Annotated in this window: 16 protein-coding genes and 4 tRNA genes; 8 read left to right on the top strand and 12 right to left on the bottom strand. The window is 62.2% G+C overall.

Annotated elements, in window-relative coordinates:
• The first annotated feature begins 81 nt into the window (after positions 1-81).
• Entirely contained in the window at positions 82-624 is a 543-nt protein-coding gene (locus CBW50_RS13745; RefSeq protein ID WP_086146082.1) for a hypothetical protein, read from the top strand.
• 25 nt (positions 625-649) lie between these two features.
• Positions 650-1,243, top strand: a complete 594-nt coding sequence (locus tag CBW50_RS13740; RefSeq protein WP_139842505.1) for a hypothetical protein — start codon at positions 650-652, stop codon at positions 1,241-1,243.
• Between the two features lie 67 nt (positions 1,244-1,310).
• On the opposite strand, the gene CBW50_RS13735 is transcribed toward CBW50_RS13740, so the two are convergent.
• Together CBW50_RS13735 and CBW50_RS13730 are read right to left on the bottom strand one after the other, a co-directional pair.
• Positions 1,311-1,919, bottom strand: coding sequence for a YigZ family protein (locus CBW50_RS13735; RefSeq protein ID WP_086146080.1), 609 nt, complete (start codon positions 1,917-1,919; stop codon positions 1,311-1,313).
• A gap of 68 nt (positions 1,920-1,987) precedes the next feature.
• The gene (locus CBW50_RS13730; protein WP_086146079.1) at positions 1,988-2,245 is read right to left on the bottom strand and encodes a hypothetical protein; all 258 of its coding nucleotides are present in this window, start codon (positions 2,243-2,245) and stop codon (positions 1,988-1,990) included.
• Positions 2,246-2,341: 96 nt separating this feature from the next.
• Between CBW50_RS13730 and CBW50_RS13725 the strand changes: the two genes are divergently transcribed.
• Positions 2,342-3,076 carry a helix-turn-helix domain-containing protein gene (locus CBW50_RS13725; protein ID WP_226936194.1) on the top strand — a complete coding sequence of 245 codons (735 nt, stop codon included), beginning with the start codon at positions 2,342-2,344 and terminating at the stop codon, positions 3,074-3,076.
• 53 nt (positions 3,077-3,129) lie between these two features.
• Here CBW50_RS13725 and CBW50_RS13720 read toward each other — a convergent pair.
• Positions 3,130-3,205, bottom strand: a tRNA-Lys gene (locus CBW50_RS13720).
• Positions 3,206-3,276: 71 nt separating this feature from the next.
• Positions 3,277-3,352: transfer RNA gene (locus tag CBW50_RS13715), tRNA-Lys, on the bottom strand.
• A gap of 119 nt (positions 3,353-3,471) precedes the next feature.
• On the opposite strand from CBW50_RS13715, the gene CBW50_RS13710 reads away from it, so the two are divergent.
• Both CBW50_RS13710 and CBW50_RS13705 read left to right on the top strand, forming a co-directional pair.
• Positions 3,472-3,930: a MarR family transcriptional regulator gene (locus tag CBW50_RS13710; protein ID WP_086146078.1), complete on the top strand. Its 459-nt coding sequence runs from the start codon at positions 3,472-3,474 to the stop codon at positions 3,928-3,930.
• The gene (locus tag CBW50_RS13705; protein ID WP_226936197.1) at positions 3,927-5,426 is read left to right on the top strand and encodes an MDR family MFS transporter; all 1,500 of its coding nucleotides are present in this window, start codon (positions 3,927-3,929) and stop codon (positions 5,424-5,426) included. Before CBW50_RS13710 ends, CBW50_RS13705 begins: the two co-directional genes overlap by 4 nt.
• Here the strand turns inward: CBW50_RS13705 and CBW50_RS13700 are convergent.
• A complete protein-coding gene (locus CBW50_RS13700; protein WP_086146077.1) occupies positions 5,420-6,508 on the bottom strand; it encodes an NADH:flavin oxidoreductase/NADH oxidase in 1,089 nt (362 codons plus the stop codon). The two genes, CBW50_RS13705 and CBW50_RS13700, sit on opposite strands and share 7 nt — an antisense overlap.
• A gap of 106 nt (positions 6,509-6,614) precedes the next feature.
• Here CBW50_RS13700 and CBW50_RS13695 point away from each other — a divergent pair, with 106 nt between their 5' ends.
• The 3 genes from CBW50_RS13695 (at position 6,615) to CBW50_RS13685 (ending at position 8,698) form a co-directional block, all read left to right on the top strand.
• Positions 6,615-6,956, top strand: a complete 342-nt coding sequence (locus CBW50_RS13695; RefSeq protein ID WP_086146127.1) for a helix-turn-helix transcriptional regulator — start codon at positions 6,615-6,617, stop codon at positions 6,954-6,956.
• Between the two features lie 122 nt (positions 6,957-7,078).
• On the top strand, positions 7,079-8,203 hold the full coding sequence (locus tag CBW50_RS13690; protein WP_086146076.1) for an acyltransferase: 1,125 nt from the start codon (positions 7,079-7,081) through the stop codon (positions 8,201-8,203).
• Positions 8,204-8,293: 90 nt separating this feature from the next.
• Complete coding sequence (locus CBW50_RS13685; RefSeq protein ID WP_086146075.1) at positions 8,294-8,698, top strand: hypothetical protein; 405 nt, start codon at positions 8,294-8,296, stop codon at positions 8,696-8,698.
• 66 nt (positions 8,699-8,764) lie between these two features.
• Here the strand turns inward: CBW50_RS13685 and CBW50_RS13680 are convergent.
• The 7 genes from CBW50_RS13680 to CBW50_RS13650 all read right to left on the bottom strand — a co-directional run bounded on the left by CBW50_RS13680 (position 8,765) and on the right by CBW50_RS13650 (position 13,313).
• Positions 8,765-8,840, bottom strand: a tRNA-Lys gene (locus CBW50_RS13680).
• 89 nt (positions 8,841-8,929) lie between these two features.
• Positions 8,930-9,005 (bottom strand) — tRNA-Lys (locus tag CBW50_RS13675).
• Positions 9,006-9,072: 67 nt separating this feature from the next.
• Positions 9,073-9,831, bottom strand: coding sequence for a tol-pal system protein YbgF (gene ybgF, locus CBW50_RS13670; protein WP_086146074.1), 759 nt, complete (start codon positions 9,829-9,831; stop codon positions 9,073-9,075).
• A gap of 134 nt (positions 9,832-9,965) precedes the next feature.
• Positions 9,966-10,487 carry a peptidoglycan-associated lipoprotein Pal gene (gene pal, locus CBW50_RS13665; protein WP_086146073.1) on the bottom strand — a complete coding sequence of 174 codons (522 nt, stop codon included), beginning with the start codon at positions 10,485-10,487 and terminating at the stop codon, positions 9,966-9,968.
• A 40-nt stretch (positions 10,488-10,527) separates the two neighbouring features.
• Complete coding sequence (tolB, locus tag CBW50_RS13660) at positions 10,528-11,796, bottom strand: Tol-Pal system beta propeller repeat protein TolB (RefSeq protein ID WP_086146126.1); 1,269 nt, start codon at positions 11,794-11,796, stop codon at positions 10,528-10,530.
• Between the two features lie 5 nt (positions 11,797-11,801).
• Positions 11,802-12,824 carry a cell envelope integrity protein TolA gene (gene tolA, locus CBW50_RS13655; protein ID WP_086146072.1) on the bottom strand — a complete coding sequence of 341 codons (1,023 nt, stop codon included), beginning with the start codon at positions 12,822-12,824 and terminating at the stop codon, positions 11,802-11,804.
• A 48-nt stretch (positions 12,825-12,872) separates the two neighbouring features.
• Complete coding sequence (locus CBW50_RS13650; RefSeq protein ID WP_226936199.1) at positions 12,873-13,313, bottom strand: ExbD/TolR family protein; 441 nt, start codon at positions 13,311-13,313, stop codon at positions 12,873-12,875.
• Positions 13,314-13,320: the final 7 nt, after the last annotated feature.

Here is a 13,320-nt window from a genome sequence, read left to right as displayed (position 1 = left end):
TAGCGGGAGCGATATATCATTATTGAAATCCAAAAACTGGGCGAGCAATTCCACGCGATAGCGTCAGAATCCGACTTTTTCATGGCGACTTATTCAGATGCCGTCAAACAGCGCGCGGCGCGAACGCTGATCAGCAAAGGGCCGTTGTGTAACGTCAGGCCATTCGAAGCGCAAAGGGCCGGTTTTAAGCCGGGAAAAGCGCTAAAGTCACTGCCCGCGAAGTTGAAAGACACTCATGTCTACTATCTCGATGGGGAGGGCAGGGTCATCTTGGCGGAAAGCTATGGCGTATCTGCTGCTGTCATCAACAGGAGCTTCTATTTTCATGAGCGCGGCGAGCTTAAAAGCGTGCACTTCGATGCCAGCGGGAGCTTGAGGAATGTCATGCTCAGTTTTCTTGACGGGGCACGCATCGCGCAGGACATTAATTTCGGAAAATTTGGAGAAGCTAGTTACGATTACCTGTATGAGGACGATCTCCTCCAGTCCATCAAGGTCTACCAGAAAGAGCATGGCCAGGAAAACCATACCGAATATCAGATTCTGTTCGGCTATGTAGACGGACAGATGGACAATATTTTCCACGTGTTTCCGAATGGATATCTGGAGCAGCGCTATCCATGACGATGGTGCTTGTTAAGGCAAAGCCATGAAAAAATGCATGTGGCATCTGTATTATTGTGCAACAGATGTGGTGGACGCCAATGATGCGTGGACGAGCGGGCATGTCGGTGCAGGCATCTGTACGGACTGCGGAAGTTATATGCCCGGGAATGAAGGCGATTTCGCCGTGGTCGTAGATCAGCGCATTCCTACAAAAGCAGATATGTTTTCAGTGGGACGGTTATCGCCGTCCATCTTGTCCGCCAGACTGCGGAAATTGCTGCCGGAGCGCATAAACGAATTCTTACGCTTCGGCGACATCTATCTCGGTGATCCTGCGAGGAAGATGGCGAGTCACTTCGCATTTGTTGGCCAAGCGCCATGGGTTCTGCTCTTTGGTGATCAGCCAGCAGTAATGGATGGTGAAAGAGTCGTGGCTGCAAAAATTGCGGCTTGCCCTGCCTGTGGTGTGACATTCGGCTTTGGGCGAGGGAGGAGGTATGCCGATACCAGCGTCAACGTGATCCGTGAAATTTCCTGGACTGAATTTGGTGGAGTGTTAATTTCTGACGAAATAATGCAGTCCTTGACCGGCATTAAATTGAACAATGTCAGAGTTGAAAAGATAGAAATCCGTTAGGCGCGCCTCCGGTACGCATAGATAACCGACTGTGACTGATGGCGCCCGGCAGCAATGCGCCTGTTGACTATGACTCGCCGTCGCTATCCTGCGCGTCCAGCCACTGTATCCGCCCATTGCCCGCCTCATGCAGGTGGGCCAGCAGGGCGGTGGCCGCCGTTTCAGGCAGGCTGAAGTCGAACAGCACGGCGTCGCCGTGTTCCACGTTCAGCAGGGTGGCGCCGGCGCCGTCGAGTTCGCGGCGCAGCATGCCTTCCATCGCATACGGCACCGTGCAGCGCAGGCTGCGCTGGCGCACGATGGCCGTCTTTTCCTCCTGCAAGAGTGCCTGTGCCACGCTGTCCGTGTAGGCGCGCACCAGGCCGCCCGCACCGAGCTTGATGCCGCCGAAATAGCGCACGACGGTGGCCAGCACGCCTTCCAGGTCCTGGTGGCGCAGCACGTCGAGCATGGGCCGCCCGGCCGTGCCGCTCGGTTCGCCATCGTCGACGGCCGCCGACTGCCCGCCCGCCAGCAGCGCCCAGCACACATGGCAGGCGCCCGGATGCTGCGCCTTCAAGTCATTGACCACCTGCTGCGCGCTGGCGCGGTCCGTCATCGGCTGCACGCAACCGATGAAACGGCTTTTCTTGATGATCAGTTCGCTGTGGACGGGGCTGGCGATGGTAAACGGCATGGCGGGTGCGAAGGCGGGCAAAGCAGCATGATAGAGGAAATGCGCGCCGTGGACGAGCCGGTGGCCGTTTACTCCGTTGCGACGGCCACCAGTTCGCGCAGCGCCGCATCGCGCACCTGCACGATGTCGAACAGTCCCAGCGCGTGCAGGGCGGGCAGGGCGTCGACAATGTCGCGCTCGGCGATGGCCTTGTCGTCGCTGCTGCTGGCGTCGTCCAGCCACAGCCGGGCATTGGCGAGAAAAGCCCCCACCGTGCCCTTGCGCACGGTGACGCCGTTGAACTGGCCCTGGTTTTGTTGATCGGCTAAGACGTCTTCTGCACGCATGGTGAACTCCTGACAGTTGGAAAGACTTCACTGTATGATGGGCGGATTGTCTTGTCTGCGCTGTTTATGTCATTCGATACGTCAAATCCGCCAAATATGTCTGCCGCGCTGCTGCGCGCCATGCGCATTGTCCAGCCGCAAGAGCGGGTGACGGGGGCGCACCGCCATGCCAGCGGCCAGCTGTTCGGCGCCATGCGGGGCTTGCTTTCCGTTACGGCCGACAGCGGCCAGTGGGTGGTGCCGGCCAGCCACTGCGTGTGGATGCCGCCCCATCACGTCCATGCGCTGCGTTCGCATGGTCCGTTTGCGGGCTGGAGCGTGTATGTGGACGAGGCCAGCTGCGCCGGCTTGCCCGCCGCGCCGTGCGTGATGCGCGTCTCGGGCTTGCTGCGCGAGGCGGTGGGCCGCGCCAGCACCTGGGACGAGGGCGCACCGGACGCGCGGCAAGCCCGGGTGGCGGGCGTGATCCTCGACGAGATCGCCGCCGCGCCGCACGAATCCTTCGGCTTGCCCCTGCCCACGGACCCGCGCCTGCTGCGCGTGGCGCGCGCCGTGCTCGACGACCTGGCCGACGAACGGGGCGTGGAAGCGCTGGCCGCCTGGGCCGGCGTCTCGCCGCGCACCCTGGCGCGCCGTTTTACCATCGAAACGGGCTTTACGCCGTCCGCCTGGCGCCAGCGCGCCCGCATCCTGCGCGCCCTGGAACGATTGGCCGCCGGCCAGCCCGTCACGACGATTGCGCTGGACCTGGGCTACGACAACGTCAGCGCCTTCATCGCCATGTTCAAGAGGGTGATGGGGGTGACGCCGGGGAGGTATGGGGAAGAATAGCTGGCGCGCAAAACAAAAAAGCCAACCGCGAACGGTTGGCTTCTCTGAGTATTTGGTAGGCCGTGCGGGATTCGAACCTGCGACCAACGGATTAAAAGTCCGCTGCTCTACCAGCTGAGCTAACGACCCAAAAACTTTTTACTACTACTGCGGTAACGCTGTGCCGTATCAACATGCTTGCCATGATGACGGCTGAATCTTGGTAGGCCGTGCGGGATTCGAACCTGCGACCAACGGATTAAAAGTCCGCTGCTCTACCAGCTGAGCTAACGACCCAAGGGCGGCTATTATGACGGCCAACGGCGGTTTTGGGAAGGGCGGGGKGGAAAAAAGCCTTGCGTGGCCCTCATGCACGGTCTAGTATAGGTAGATAGCCTACCTATTTATATATTCCCATGCCCACTACCGAAGACCTTCCCATCCCCGAGCGCGCGCTGGCGCTGTCCGATGACTTGCGCCTGGCGTTCAAGCGCCTGCTGCGCTCCATGCAGCGCGAAGGGGGCGAGCTGGAGGGCGGCGTATCGATGATGCAGTACATGCTGCTGGCCCTGATCCACGAGCAGCCCGGCATCGGCGTGGCTGCGCTGGCGCGGCTGCAGAATGTGCGCGGACCGACCGTCAGCGCCCAGGTCAAGTCGCTGGAAGAGGCGGGCCTCGTCGAGCGCAGCGCGCCCGATCCGCAGGACCGCCGGCGTTCGGGCCTGCACGTCTCCGCGCACGGCCTGGCCATGCTCGAAACCCTGCGCGCGCGGCGCCGCGATGCGCTGGCGCGGCGCATCGCCCGCCTGACGCCGCAGCAGGTCGATGCGCTGGAAGCGGCCATGCAGCCGCTGCTTGAGATCGCCCAGGCATGAGCGGCCACGATCACGCCGCAGGCGCAGACAAGGACGCCTTCAAACCCGTCACCAGGCGCGAAGTGCGCGCCATCTATCTGGGCCTGATGGCCGTGCTGGGCCTCGGTGCGCTGGACCAGAGCATCGTCGCCACGGCCTTGCCGCGCATCGTCGACGACCTGGGCGGCATGGCGCACCTGTCGTGGGTGGTGACGGCCTACGTGCTGGCGTCGACGGCCACCATGCCCCTGTATGGCAAGCTGGCCGACCAGTATGGCCGCCGCCCGATGATCTTTACGGCCCTGCTGACCTTTTTGCTTGGTTCCGTGCTGTGCGGGCTGGCGCAGAACATGACGGAACTGATCGTCTTCCGCGCCATCCAGGGCCTCGGTGCGGGCGGCTTCATGCCGCTGGCGCAGATCATCATCGGCGACATCGTGCCGCCGGCCGAGCGGGGCAAGCGGCAGGGCATGGTGCCCATCGTGTATGCCGTCACCAGCGTGCTGGGGCCCGTGCTGGGCGGCGTGATCACGGATGCCTTGTCGTGGCACTGGATTTTCTATGTCAACCTGCCCGTGGGCGCGGCCGCCTTCGTCATCATCGCGCGCGCCATGCGCAAGCCGGCGCGCACGCATGCGCACAAGATCGACTACCTGGGGTCTGCGCTGCTGACGGGCGCCGTCACGGCGGCCCTGCTGGTGCTGGCGCTGGGCGGCACGGAGTGGCCGTGGGATGCGCTGGCCATCAAGGTGTGCGGCGGCGTCGCCGTGCTGCTGGGCGCCTGGCTGGCCTTCCACGTGGGCCGGGTGGACGAACCCGTGCTGCCGCCCGAGCTGTTCGAGAACCGCACCTTCAATATCGCCAGCCTGGTGATGGCCATGACCTTCATGGGCCTGATGGGCGCCAGCGTCTTCTTCCCCCTGTTCTTCCAGCTGGTGATGGGCACCACTCCGGCAGAGTCCGGCGTGATGACGGTGGCGATGATGGTGGGGCTGGTGGCGTCGTCGATGTTCAACGGCCGCGTGCTGTCGCGCTCGGGCAAGTACAAGATGGTGCAGGTGGCGGGATTGGCGGTGGCGCTGCTGGCGTTTGCCGTGCTGGCCTGGGCCATGGAAACGTCGCGCGGCTACTGGATCATCGAGCCGGCCATCTTCCTGCTCGGCACGGGATTAGGATTGGTGATGCCGAACATGACGATCGCCGTGCAAAATGCCTTGCCGCTGGCGCGCCGGGGCGTGGGCACGGCCATGCTGGCCTTTTTCCGTTCGCTGGGCGGCTTGCTCGGCGTGACGGCGTCCGGCGCCATCCTCGCGCACCAGTTGCATCAACACGGCGTGGAAGCCGTGTCGGCGCTCGGCGCGCATGCGGCGGCGCAGACGGTGGAAGTGTACCGCCATGCGATCGCCAGCGTGTTCGGCGCTGGCGCCGTGCTGCTGCTGGTGGGACTGGTCTTCCTGCTGTTCCTGCCGGAACTGCCCCTGGAGGGGCATCCGGCAACGGTGAAGGACGATCAGTAGCGTTCCAGCCAGTGCGCGTACGGCGCCGGCAGGGTCCACGAGGCGCGTTCGACGCCGAGTTCCTTGGCGGCAAAGTATGCCCAGTGCGGATTGGCCAGGTGCGCCTTGCCCACCATCACCACGTCCAGCTGTTCGTCCTTGACGACGCGCTCGGCGATGGCCGGCGTGCCGAAGCCCCAGGCGGACGAGACGGGCACGCCCGCCTCCGTGCGCACGCGCTCGGCAATCGGCCCCATGAAGGCGGGGCCCCACGGAATCGATACGTCGGGAATGGTAAAGCCCATGCTGACGCTGATCATGTCCATGCCCGCATCCTTGAACTGGCGCACGAGGCCGATGGATTCGAGCAGGGTTTGCTCGTCGCGGCCGTCAAATTCCAGCACGCCGAAGCGGATCGTCAGCGGCAGGTGCTCGGGCCACACTTCACGCACGGCTTTCAATGTTTCCAGCAGGAAGCGGCTGCGGTTTTCCACGCTGCCGCCATAGATGTCGTCGCGCTGGTTCGAATGGGCGGAAAAGAAGCTTTGCGCCAGGTAGCCGTGGGCGAAGTGCAGTTCCAGCCACTCGAAGCCCACTTCGCGGGCGCGAACGGCCGCGTCGACGAAGTTCTGTTTCACGCGGGCGATATCGTCGAGGTCCATGGCGCGCGGTACCTTGCCCAGGCCGCCGCCGAAGGCGATGGCGGACGGGGCGATGGTTTGCCAGCCGCGCGCGTCGCCTTCAGCGATATGGTCGTCGCCCTCCCATGGACGGTTGGCGCTGGCCTTGCGGCCCGCGTGGGCGATCTGGATGCCGGGCACGGCGCCGGCCGCCTTGATGGCTTTCACGACGGGCACGAAGGCTTGCGCCAGATCATCGTTCCAGATGCCCGTGCAGCCGGGCGTGATGCGGCCTTCGGGCGCCACGGCCGTCGCTTCGACGATCACCAGCCCGGCGCCGCCGCGCGCCATGCCTGCGTAATGGGACAGATGCCAGTCGTTGGCCACGCCATCGACGGCCATGTACTGGCACATGGGCGGCACGGCGATGCGGTTGCGCAGGGTGACATTTTTGAGGGTGTAGGGCTGGAAGAGGGCGGACATGGTGGCCTTTATGTTTGTTGGTAGGAGAGTGGGGAGATGCTGATTCGGTAGTTCGTAAATATTCGAATAATGGAATTAGTATAGCGCATGCTGTATGATTGTGCTCATGCGTCCACACAAACATCCCGCCGCCAGCGAATTCGTGCTTGAAAGAGTGCTGTATGCCTTGAGCGATTCCATACGCCTCGACATCGTGCGCCACCTGGCCAGGGTGGAGGCGGCCGCTTGCGGCGACCTCGACGGCGGGCGGCCGAAGTCGACCGTCTCCCACCATTTCAAGGTCTTGCGCGAAGCGGGCCTCGTCCATACGGAAAACGCGGGCACGACGCACATGAACACCCTGCGCCGCGCCGATATCGAGAGCCGCTTCCCCGGCTTGCTCGGCGCCATCCTGGCGCAGCAGCCATTGGCGCCCGGGCAGCCGGAGGCGGAAAAGCCGGCAGCTTAGCCGCCTGCCGTGCCCCGTCATTTGCCAGGCTCGGCTATCATGTCGGCCTTTCGGTAAATCCCCGGCCGCGCGCCCGTTGTGCGACGGGCCGGCGATACTACCTGGCACGGCAAGGGATGGGAATGACGGCAGCAGCAGTGGTATCACAGGCGGACCTGGCACATCGTCCGCAGTTTGGCTGGATCAATGGTTTGAAGGCGGGCGCGGCGCAGTTGATCGTGTTGCATCACCTGGCGTTTTACGGCCCCATGTCCGATTACGTGCAGCCGCTGTGGCCCGCGTTGCTGGACTGGCTGGGCGGCAGCGCCCGCATCGCCGTGCAAGTATTTCTCGTCATCGGCGGCTTCCTGGCCGCCAAGTCGCTGTCGCCGGCCGGCCAGCCCGGCATTGCCGCTCCGCTGCGGGCGATCTGGCGCCGCTATGCCAAGCTGGCGCCGCCTTTCCTGGCGGCCACCCTGCTCGCCGCCGTCATTACGCCTGTGGCCGGCATCTGGATGCAGCACGATTCCATGTCGGCCGCCGTCACCCTGGGCCAGCTGAGCGCCCATGCCTTGCTGCTGCACGGCGTGCTCGGCTATGAATCGCTGTCGGCTGGCGCCTGGTACGTGGCCATCGATTTCCAGCTGTACCTGCTGACGGTGTCGCTGCTGTGGCTGGGCGGCCGCCTGGCGGGCCGGCGGCGCCGGAACTGGCTGATGCCGCTGGCCGTCGCCGTGGGCATCACCTTTTCCCTGCTGTATTTCAATCTCGACGCGGGCTGGGATAACTGGGCGCCGTACTTCTTCGGCAGCTATGGCCTTGGCATGCTGGCCTGGTGGGCCGGCGACCCGGCCCGCAAACCGGGCGCCATGGCCGCGCTCATGGCCATGGCCGCCGTGCCCGTGCTGCTGGGGTTGGCCATCGACTACCGCAGCCGTATCGCCCTGGCCCTGATCGTCGCCTGCGCCCTGTTCCTGTTCGGCCGCGCCCGCACGCCAGCACAGGGCGGCGCGTGGAACATCGTCAACACCCTGGGGCGCATCTCATATGCCGTCTTCCTCGTCCACTTTCCCGTCAGCCTGCTGGTGAATGCCTTGTTTATTACTTATGTGCCGCTGGAACCCGAGTGGCAGGCGCTGGGCATGCTGACGGCCTGGGGCGCCAGCCTGGCGTCCGGGGCCGCGTTTTACCGCTGGGTGGAGGTGCCGCTGGGACGGGCGATGCAGGCGTGGGTGGGGAGGGCCGACATGCGGACCGTTTCGGCCTGAATGCCGCCATGGGTGGCGGTAGTTGCTATGCGGAAATGTCAATCTCTGTTAGTCTTGCTTGTTCGAAATATAACGATAGCAAGGAGACGCATGCGTTCCACCATCACTTTCATGAAGGTAACGGCAGTCGTGCTGGCGACCACCTTGGGCCTGAGCGCCTGTTCCTGGACGCGCCTGACAAAGGAGGCGCACCTGAAGCAGGTGGGCCAGTTCAATATCATGGGCATCGACAAGGGTGAGGCGATCAAGCGGATCAGCGATGCGGGATTTACTTGCACGGAGGGTGAGTATTTCCGCAAGGGGGAGGTGCTTATCATCACTGGCTACGTAAAGGGCAGCGGGAAGGAGCCCGTCGTCGTGGAGAGGGTGAGTTGCAACAAGCGAAATCTGGAACTGATGTGTCCGCAGCGCCGCTTTATTGATTTTGAATACGCAAAAGCCGACAATAAAGTGGTGTACATGCGCCCATGGATCATGGAGCAGAGCTGTTTCTAGGCAGGGCTGAAACGGCGGTGCAAAACAAAAAAGCCAACCGCGAACGGTTGGCTTCTTCATAGTATTTGGTAGGCCGTGCGGGATTCGAACCTGCGACCAACGGATTAAAAGTCCGCTGCTCTACCAGCTGAGCTAACGACCCAAAAACTTTTTACAACAACTTCGGTAACACTGTGCCGTAAAAAAATGCTTGCTATAACAACTCGCAAGCAGATCAGTACTGCGTATTCGTGGTAGGCCGTGCGGGATTCGAACCTGCGACCAACGGATTAAAAGTCCGCTGCTCTACCAGCTGAGCTAACGACCCGAAGAAGAAAGATTATAGGGGGTGCCCGGGATTCTGTCAAACCTAACGGGCAACTTTTTCCCCGGTTTTACTTTTTACCGGCCCGTTCCTTGGCCGTCTGGGCGGCGCTGGACTCCGGATAGCGCGAGATCAGCGCGTTGTAAGTCTTGGTGGCGTTGGCCTTGTCTTTCAGCTCCGTGTAGCAGCTGGCGATGTTGAGCATGGCGTCGGCCGCCTTCGGGCTGTCCGGGTAGTTCTTCACGACGGCTTGCTGGGCGCTGATGGCGCTCTTGCAGTCGCGCTGGGCGTAATAGGCGTTGCCCAGCCAGTATTGCGCATTGGCCGCGTAGGCCGATTCCGGGTAGCGCTTGACGAAGCCGTCTAGTGCCGAGACGGCGCCCTTGTAGTCGCCCGACTTGAACAGGCCGAAGGCGGCTTCATACGCGCTTTGCTCGGACACGCCCACGGCCGCTTCCTGGCCGTCGATGTTGACTTGCCGTGGTTCGAGCTTGCGCAGGCGCGCGTCGAGGTCGGCGTAGAAATCCTTCTGGCGCTTTTGCGCGTTGGCCAGGTCGTTGCCCAGCACTTCGATCTGGCCGCGCAGGCGGGCGATCTCCTGCATGGTCTGGTCGTGCTGGTTGATCAGGCTCAAGGTGCTGGTCTTGTCCGCCTTGGTATCGATGCGGCTGTTCACGTCGCGCGCCAGTGCGTCGACCTTCGAGCGCAGTTCCAGGATGGCCTTGCGGGCTTCGTCGTCGTCGAACAGGGCTGCGTTGGCGTGCAGGGGCAGGTAGGCAAATGCGGCCATCAGGGCGGCGGCGACGCCGGCTTTCGAGAATGTCATCATGAGTCGGGCTTTCAAAGGTTACGCAAGCATGCAAACGGGGCGCCGGGCGGTGAATCACCGCGCTGCGCCCCATTATTATGCCTATGACTGGCCAGTTAGGTAAGCGTCAATGCTGCCGCGCTCACCTGTATACATCAATAAACGATGTCAGCGCGGCGGTTTTCTGCCCATGCTGCTTCGTTGCTGCCTTGTGCCTTAGGCTTTTCTTTGCCCAGCGACACGGCTTCCATCTGGCCTTCCGGCACGCCCAGGGCGGCCATCGACTTGCGCACGGCTTCAGCACGTTTCTGGCCCAGGGCCAGGTTGTACTCGGCGCCGCCGCGTTCATCGGTGTTACCTTGGATCAGGATCTTGCGCGATGGGGTTTTTACCAGGTAAGCAGCGTGGTTTTGCACGACTGGGGTGTCCGCTTCGCGCACGACGTATTTGTCGAAGTCGAAGTAGATGCTGCGGTTAGCCAGCACGCCTTTTGGATCGTCCAGTGGATCGACCGATGCGGTCGTTACTGGCTGAACTTGACGGGTGTCAACTGGTGCAGCGACTTTTTCAGGAGCGCGCTCGACGACTGGGGTTTCTGCCAGTTTCACAGGGGTGCTGCAAGCCGACAACAGGGCGGCGGTAGCGGCGATGAAAGCCAAACTTTTAAAGTTACTCATTTTTATTCTCCGGGTCATGGTTAAGGTAAAACGTACTGCATTACTTCATGAAAGGACCCCAGGTGGGCTCCTTGATATTGCCAGCTTGCGTAGTCAAACGCTGTTTGACGCGGCCATCCACCGATACCACTGCCAGCGACTTGCGTCGTCCGGATTCGGTCGCGTACATGATATATTTCCCGTTGGGCGAAAAGCTCGGTGATTCGTCGTTGGCGGTGTCCGACAGGCGCAGTTCCTGGCCACTAGCCAGGTCGAGCGCGTAGAGCTGGAAATTGCCGTCGCGACGGGAAATATAAGCGAGTGTCTTCCCGTCGGACGAAATCCGCGGGCTGATGTTGTAGGAGCCGCCAAACGTCACGCGCTTGGCTTCGCCGCCGCTGACCGACATGCGGTAGATTTGTGGTCCGCCGCTGCGATCGCTGGTGAAGTAAATGCTTTGGCCATCGGCCGAGAATTGGGGTTCCGTATCGATGCCGCTGCTGCTGCTGACGCGGCGCAAGCCGCTGCCGTCGGCATTGACGGTGTAGACCTGGGTATGGCCGTCGCGCGACAGGGCCACGGCCAGGCGCGAGCCGTCCGGGCTCCAGCTTGGCGCCGAGTTGCTGCCTTTTTCATTCGATACGATGGTGCGCTGGCGCGTCACCAGGTTTTGCACGTAGACGATGGGCTTTTTCTTTTCAAACGATACATACGCCACCTTGGTGCCGTCCGGCGACCACGACGGCGAAATGATCGGCTCGTTCGAACGCAGGGCGACCTGGATGCCTTCGCCGTCGGCGTCGGCGATTTCCAGGCGGTATTCGCGGCCCGATTGCGTGACGTAGGCGATGCGCGTGGCGAACGCGCCTTTGACGCCCGTCAACTTTTCATAGATGTCGTCGGCGATTTTATGCGCGAGCAGGCGGTTGAACTGCGGCGCGGCCGCATTGTTCATGCTGGAGATCTGCGCGCCCTTGATGGTGTCGAACAGCTTGTAGCGCACGTCCAGGCGGCCATCGGCCATGCTTTGCACGGTGCCGGCCGCCAGCGCGTCGGCGCCGCGCGACTTCCACTGCTCGTAGCCGACGGGCGCCGTTTCCGACACGGGCGCATCGGCGTCGATCAGCTTGAACACGCCGCTGCGCGCCAGGTCGGCCTTGATAATGCCCGACAGCGATTGTGGCGCCGCCGATTCATTGACAAAGCTGGCGACGGCCACCGGGATCTGATTGCTGCCTATCCCTGTAATTTCCACGCGCAATTGCGCCTGGGCGCCGGCCGCGCCCAGCATCAGGCCGGCGCAGAGCACGACGTAGCTCATTTTTTTCATGGTCATCATTTAGGCAAATCCTTCATCTCGAATATGAGTTCAATCTCGCGCTCCACGGTGCCGTCTTTTTTCTTCGGCAGTGGCGACGATTTATTAATGGCGTTTTCCACCGAGCTGTCATACGCCGGCAGGCCGCTACTTTTTATCTTTCGGACCGAAATAATTTCCCCAGTTGGCAGTTGCTCGATCTTGAACACGGCGCGCGGGTTGCCCGGCACGTCCGTGCTACCGCTGTACGCGATATTGCTCTTGATCTTGCTCGTCAGGGCAGCGACATAGCCGCTGTCCTTGCGCGGCGCGGTCGCTTTCGCGGCCGTGCCCGTTGTGCCGGCGCCCGCCGCACCCGTGATGCGGCTCATTTCCGCGGCGCGCGCCTTGTCGGCTGCTTTTTTCTCTTCCGCCGCTTTTTTCGCCTTGGCCGCTTTTTCCGCCGCGGCTTTTTTCTCGGCCAATTCTTTCTCGGCTTTCTCTTCCGCCGCTTTCTCTTTGGCCTGCTTGGCTTTTTCCAGCTTGTCGGCCTTTTCTGCCTTTTCTTTCTCCAGCTTGTCAGCCTTGTCTTTTTCTTTCTGCTTCTGTTTTTCCAGCTCGCGCTTTTCTTCCTCGCGTTCCTTCTGTTCCTGCTTGCGGCGTTCTTGCTCTGCCGCTTTTTCTTTTTCTTCCTTCAGCTTGGCCTTCTTGCGCTCGAGGGCGATTTCCGCCTCGCGCAGGTCGACCTTCGGCTCGGGCGCGGCCACGGGCGGCGGTGGCGGCGGGGCCGGCTGTTCCACTTGCGGTTCCGGCGGCGGCGCCGGTGTCGGCTCCGGTTCCGTCGCCACCTCGGGCGGCGGCGCGGCCGTCTGCACTTTCAGGTCCCACACTTCCGCTTCGACGGCGACAGGTTCCGTATTTTGCCAGTGTACGCCCACCCACAGGAAAAACAGCAGGCCAAGGTGCATCGCCAGCGCCAGGCCCAGCGAGGGCCAGCGGCTGCGTTCGCGCGGCACGCTGTAGGGCTTGCCGAGTACATGGTCGATTGGTTTGGTCTGCAAAGTCTAGTCTATCTAAAAACGGTCAAGTCTGGAAACAGGGTGCTGCGCTTACTTGGTGGCCAGGCCGACTCTGGTAATGCCCATCTTTTTCGCTTCCGAAATGAGCTGGATCACGTCGTCGTACTTGCTTTCCTTGTCGCCCGCGATCATCACGGGATAGTCGGGATTGCTTTCGTGCAAGCCGCGCAGCTTGCGCAGCAGGGCGTCGCGGTTCGGTTCCGTTTCCGGCGCCAGCTGTTCCTTGCCGATCACGCCGATCGACAGCGAACCATTCGGTTTGAGCACGATCTGGATATAGTCATCGGGCGGTTTCGCCGACCTTTCCGCGTTGGGCAGGTTCACCACGCTGGGATTGTTCGACGACGGCATCACCATGAAAATGATCAGCAGCACCAGCATCACGTCGATATACGGCACGACGTTGATCTCGGACTTGAACTTGCGGCCGCGGCCGCCGCGCATGCCGCCGCTATTGAAGGAGGAACCCATGGACCTT

It is taken from the genome of Janthinobacterium sp. GW458P (assembly GCF_002127585.1).
Taxonomy (GTDB): Bacteria; Pseudomonadota; Gammaproteobacteria; order Burkholderiales; family Burkholderiaceae_D; genus Janthinobacterium.
This window is presented reverse-complemented; position numbering and strand designations above follow the sequence as displayed.

Coding starts and splice junctions, on each gene's coding strand:
- CBW50_RS13710 (WP_086146078.1), top strand. CDS start 3,472: ATGCCCACTACCGAAGACCTTCCCATCCCCGAGCGCGCGCTGGCGCTG.
- tolB (WP_086146126.1), bottom strand. CDS start 11,796: ATGAAAAAAATGAGCTACGTCGTGCTCTGCGCCGGCCTGATGCTGGGC.
- pal (WP_086146073.1), bottom strand. CDS start 10,487: ATGAGTAACTTTAAAAGTTTGGCTTTCATCGCCGCTACCGCCGCCCTG.
- CBW50_RS13695 (WP_086146127.1), top strand. CDS start 6,615: ATGCGTCCACACAAACATCCCGCCGCCAGCGAATTCGTGCTTGAAAGA.
- CBW50_RS13725 (WP_226936194.1), top strand. CDS start 2,342: ATGTCTGCCGCGCTGCTGCGCGCCATGCGCATTGTCCAGCCGCAAGAG.
- CBW50_RS13700 (WP_086146077.1), bottom strand. CDS start 6,508: ATGTCCGCCCTCTTCCAGCCCTACACCCTCAAAAATGTCACCCTGCGC.
- CBW50_RS13705 (WP_226936197.1), top strand. CDS start 3,927: ATGAGCGGCCACGATCACGCCGCAGGCGCAGACAAGGACGCCTTCAAA.
- CBW50_RS13690 (WP_086146076.1), top strand. CDS start 7,079: ATGACGGCAGCAGCAGTGGTATCACAGGCGGACCTGGCACATCGTCCG.
- ybgF (WP_086146074.1), bottom strand. CDS start 9,831: ATGATGACATTCTCGAAAGCCGGCGTCGCCGCCGCCCTGATGGCCGCA.
- CBW50_RS13735 (WP_086146080.1), bottom strand. CDS start 1,919: ATGCCGTTTACCATCGCCAGCCCCGTCCACAGCGAACTGATCATCAAG.
- CBW50_RS13740 (WP_139842505.1), top strand. CDS start 650: ATGAAAAAATGCATGTGGCATCTGTATTATTGTGCAACAGATGTGGTG.
- CBW50_RS13650 (WP_226936199.1), bottom strand. CDS start 13,313: ATGGGTTCCTCCTTCAATAGCGGCGGCATGCGCGGCGGCCGCGGCCGC.
- CBW50_RS13685 (WP_086146075.1), top strand. CDS start 8,294: ATGCGTTCCACCATCACTTTCATGAAGGTAACGGCAGTCGTGCTGGCG.
- CBW50_RS13730 (WP_086146079.1), bottom strand. CDS start 2,245: ATGCGTGCAGAAGACGTCTTAGCCGATCAACAAAACCAGGGCCAGTTC.
- CBW50_RS13745 (WP_086146082.1), top strand. CDS start 82: ATGGCGACTTATTCAGATGCCGTCAAACAGCGCGCGGCGCGAACGCTG.